This is a genomic window from Oerskovia sp. NPDC060287, assembly GCF_042726775.1.
GTDB classification, from domain to species: Bacteria; Actinomycetota; Actinomycetes; order Actinomycetales; family Cellulomonadaceae; genus Oerskovia; species Oerskovia merdavium.
The window spans coordinates 1-4,329 of sequence record NZ_JBHXBO010000297.1; the positions used below are offsets into that span (position 1 = coordinate 1).

Sequence of the window (4,329 nt, forward strand, 5' to 3'; positions counted from 1 at the left end):
CCCACACGGGTTAACCTCGCTACACACCGCTAACTCGCAGGCTCATTCTTCAAAAGGCACGCAGTCACGACCCATTGGGTAAACCCTGCGCACACGGCCTCGCGCACGCCTGGCCACCTCGCTCAGACCACCCGCGCGCAGGTAGTCACGGGCCAGACCGATGTCGGCCTTGATGCCACCAGGTCGGCGGAACTGCTCGGCGACCGACACCGGCTCGTCCAGCTCGACGGCGAGGTCAGCTGCCCGCCGAGGAAAGCGGCAGAAGTCGACGAGCGGCTGCAGCACGGAGGACCACCTGTACTCCTTGGCGAACTCGACGACGTTGGCACGTGCCGAGGCGATGGCCTCCTCGTCGTACAGGTACTTCTCGAGCGCCAGCTCGAGGGCCTCCGGGTCCTCCGGAGGGACGACGGCACCCAGGCCGTGCTCGGTGATCAGAGATCCGAACGTGTCACCGCTCGTCGCGACGATCGGCAGCGACGCCCAGAGGTAGTCCAGGATCCGGGTACGGAAGCTGTACGCGGTCTCCACGTGATGGAAGTGCGTCGAGACTCCGAGGTCCGCGTCGAGGAGGTAGTCCGCCCGCTCGTTGTACGGGACCCATCCCTCGTTGAAGAAGACGTGCTTGCCCGTCAGGCCGAGCTCGTCAGCGAGCTCCTTGAGCTCCCAGGCGATCCTCATGTCCGGCACGCCAGGGTTGGGGTGCTTGAGGCCCAGGAAGTAGAGCCGGACCTCCGGGTGACGAACACGGAGTCGGTCCACCGCACGGACCAGCGTCAACGGGTCGAACCAGTTGTACACACCGCCACCCCAGAGGATGACCTTGTCGTCGCGGCCGATCCCCGGAACGGTCCCCTTGATCGCGTGCTTGTGCTGGACGGGCTCGTCGTCGGCGATGCCGAAGGGCACCACACCGATCAAGGAGTCGAGGCTCTCGTCCTCGTCGTAGACGGCCGCGTTGATTCGCCCCTGGCCCGCAAGCTGCCCGAGCCAGAAGTCGCGCTGCTTGGTCGATGCGCACAGCACGTAGTCAGCGCGACGAAGCTGCTCGTTGAGCACCCTCGTGGTGTCTCTGATCGAGGTCGCTCGCCCGGCCGGGCCGAGGTCACGGGCCTGCTCGAGCTGCTCGAGGTGCATGGGGTCGTAGACGTCCGCGACCAGGATCTTCGAGCTCTCCTTGAGCCAGGGCGCGCCTTCCAGGAGGAAGCCCTGGAAGACGATGACGTCGGCCCAGTCGGTCTGAGCGCGCAGTGCGCGCCCGGACGCATGGACGACCTCGAAGTCGTCCGAGGTGATCCGGGCGCCGGCCGTCGAGAGGAGTCGGACGTCACCCGTCGGCGCGAGGGCCTTGGCGATCTCCCACGCCCGGATGGCCGGTCCCGCCATCCGCTCCAGCAGAGGCTCTCCCGTGACGACGAGGACACGTTGGCGCGAGACGAAGTGCGTGTCGATACCGAAGGCCTCCACGAGGTCCTTGTGCGCCGTGAGGTAGCTCTCGATCGCATACGCGGGCTCGATCGCATGCCGGAAGAGAGGGAAGAGCTCACGGTCCGACCGCCGCCGCTGTGCCTGCAGCTCCTTGCGGCTCTCGACGAGGCTCGGCAGCTGATCGACGAAGTAGTCGATGGCGTAGGGGCCCGTGAGGGCCATCTTCTCGATCTCGATCGTGGGCACGTCGTCGCCACCGGGCGAACGCTGAAGGTCGAGCGACGACGCGTCCGTCCCGGTCCGGGCCAGCGACCGGCGGACCGAGAGTGCCATCGCTGCCGGGAGCGCCCGTGCGAGGGACTCGTCGTCGAGGTTCTTGTACATCGAGAGCAGAGCGTTCCGCTCCAGCAGGTACGACTCGCGATAGTTGCCGAACTTCTTCATCGTCACGTGGTGACGGTGGTAGGCGAGCGACTCCGGCACGTAGCGGACGCGGTAGCCGAGGAGGTTGAGGCGCCATCCGAGGTCGACGTCCTCGTAGAACATGAAGAAGCGCTCGTCGAACCCTCCGACCTCGCGGTACAACCGCGCGGGGACGAACATCGCTGCGCCCGTCCCGAAGAGCACGTCCTTGGGGTGGTCGTACTCCGCGGAGTCGGGCCACTCGGCTTCCCGCTTGTATCCCATGCCGTACCAGGTGAGCGACCCGTCGACGTAGTCGATCAGGTTGCCCTCCCAGTCCAGCACCTTGGAGGCGACGGCGCCGATCGTGTCGTCGGCGGACATCGCCTCGACCGCGGCAGCGATCCACCGGGGGCCGGGTCGAGCGTCGTTGTTGATGAAACCGACCCATTCGCCGGTCGCATGCTCGACACCGAGGTTGCATCCACCGGCGAACCCGAGGTTGCCCCCGGACTCGATCACCTTGGCCCGCGGCACGGCGGCCGCGATGCGCTCGGCACTGCCGTCCTGAGAGTCGTTGTCGATGACGATGAGCTCAAGCCGGTCTGCGGGCCACTCGACGTCGTCGAAGGACCTCAGGCAGGTGATGGTGTCCTCGGCACCCTTGTAGTTGACGAGGATCACTGACACGACGCCCTCGCGGACCGTCGGCTCTCTCATCGTGCGACCTCTCTGTGAATCTGCTCTAGATCGTTCTCGACCATCTTCTCGATGATCTCCTCGAATGTGACCGTCGGGGCCCAACCGAGCACGGCTCGCGCTCTCGCTGCGTCTCCCACCTGAACGGCGGTGTCGACAGGACGGACGAAGCGAGGGTCGATCTCGACGTGCTTCGACCAGTCCTCGATGCCTGCCGCGGAGAATGCGAGACGGACGAAGTCCTCGACGGAGTGCGCGACCCCCGTCGCGACGACGAAGTCGTCGGGCTCGGTGTGCCGGGCGGCGCGGACCATGGCGTCGACGTAGTCGGGCGCCCAGCCCCAGTCACGCCGGGCGTCGAGGTTGCCCAGCGCAAGGACCCCGCCACCGTCGGTCGCGATGCGCGCGGCCCCTGCGGTGATCTTCCTCGTCACGAAGGTCTCGGGGCGGCGCGGCGACTCATGGTTGTACAGGACGCAGCTCGACACATCGAGCCCCCTGGACCGGTAGATCCCCGCCATCTGGTGCGCGTAGGCCTTGGCCGCCCCGTACGGTGAGGTCGGGCGGATCGCCGTCCCCTCGTCCTGGGGCGTCCGGTCGGGAGTGCCGAAGATCTCGGCGCTCGAGGCCTGGACCACGCGGACGCGGCGACCGGTGGCCTCCTGGACGGCGTGGGCCGCCTCGAAGAGCGCCACCGCGCCGATACCGCTCACCAGACCGGTCTCCGCAGGGTGCGCCCACGAGTAGGCCACCGAGCTGATGCCTCCGAGGTTGTACACCTCGTCGGGCGCGATCTCGGCCACCAGCGAACCGACACGGGCATGGTCGCGGAGATCGACCTGATGGACGTGCACCGCAGCGGGGAGGGACGAACCGGCGACCGTCGCTCCTTCTCGGGCGAAGCCGTGGACCTCGACCCCCTCGCGCGTCAGACGATCGGCGAGGTACGAGCCATCCTGACCTGTGATGCCCGTGACTAGAGCGACGGTCACCGGGTCACCGGCCTGCCAGGTCAGACTGCTCGCGCAGGTCGTTCTCGACCATCATGGAGACCAGTCCGGGGAAGTCGACCTTTCGCTCCCACCCGAGGCGGTCCTGCGCCTTGGCGGGGTCACCGATCAGGAGGTCGACCTCGGCAGGCCGCATGAAGCGCGGGTCCTGCGTGACGTATCCGGTCCAGTCCTCGATGCCCACGTGGGCGAAGGCTGCATCGAGGAGCTCGCTGATCGAGTGCGTCTCGCCCGTGGCGATCACGTAGTCGTCGGCCTCGGGCTGCTGGAGCATCAGCCACATCGCCTCGACGTAGTCGCCCGCGAACCCCCAGTCGCGCTTGGCGTCGAGGTTACCGAGGACGAGCTTGTCCTGCACCCCGAGCTTGATGCGGGCGACGGCCTGAGAGACCTTGCGGGTGACGAACTCCGGGCCGCGTCGGGGCGACTCGTGGTTGAAGAGGATGCCGCTCGACGCGTGCATCCCGTAGGACTCACGGTAGTTGATCGTCATGTAGTGACCGAAGACCTTGGCCACCCCGTACGGCGAGCGCGGCCACAGCAGCGTGGACTCGCGCTGCGGGACCTGCTGGACCTTGCCGAACATCTCCGAGCTCGACGCCTGGTAGAACCGGACACGGCTCGGGTCGTCGTGCGAGTAGAGGCGGACGGCCTCGAGGATGTTCAGGACGGCCTTTCCGGTCACCTCGCTGGTCAGCATCGCGTTCTCCCAGGAATAGGCGACGAACGAGATGGCGCCGAGGTTGTAGACCGGTGCACGACCTGCGCGAGCGGGCCGCGGTAGGGCACC

Annotated in this window: 3 protein-coding genes; all 3 read right to left on the minus strand. The window is 67.2% G+C overall.

The annotated features are described in order from the left end of the window. Positions 1-42: 42 nt before the first annotated feature. Positions 43-2,550, minus strand: a complete 2,508-nt coding sequence (locus ACFWFR_RS17745; RefSeq protein ID WP_377623908.1) for a glycosyltransferase — start codon at positions 2,548-2,550, stop codon at positions 43-45. Continuing rightward, positions 2,547-3,521 (minus strand): GDP-mannose 4,6-dehydratase, encoded by a 975-nt coding sequence (locus tag ACFWFR_RS17750; protein WP_377623909.1) that lies wholly within the window; start codon positions 3,519-3,521, stop codon positions 2,547-2,549. Before ACFWFR_RS17750 ends, ACFWFR_RS17745 begins: the two co-directional genes overlap by 4 nt. Positions 3,522-3,525: 4 nt before the next feature. After that, positions 3,526-4,329 (minus strand): GDP-mannose 4,6-dehydratase (locus ACFWFR_RS17755; RefSeq protein ID WP_377623910.1); only part of this gene is annotated, 804 nt, incomplete at its 5' end.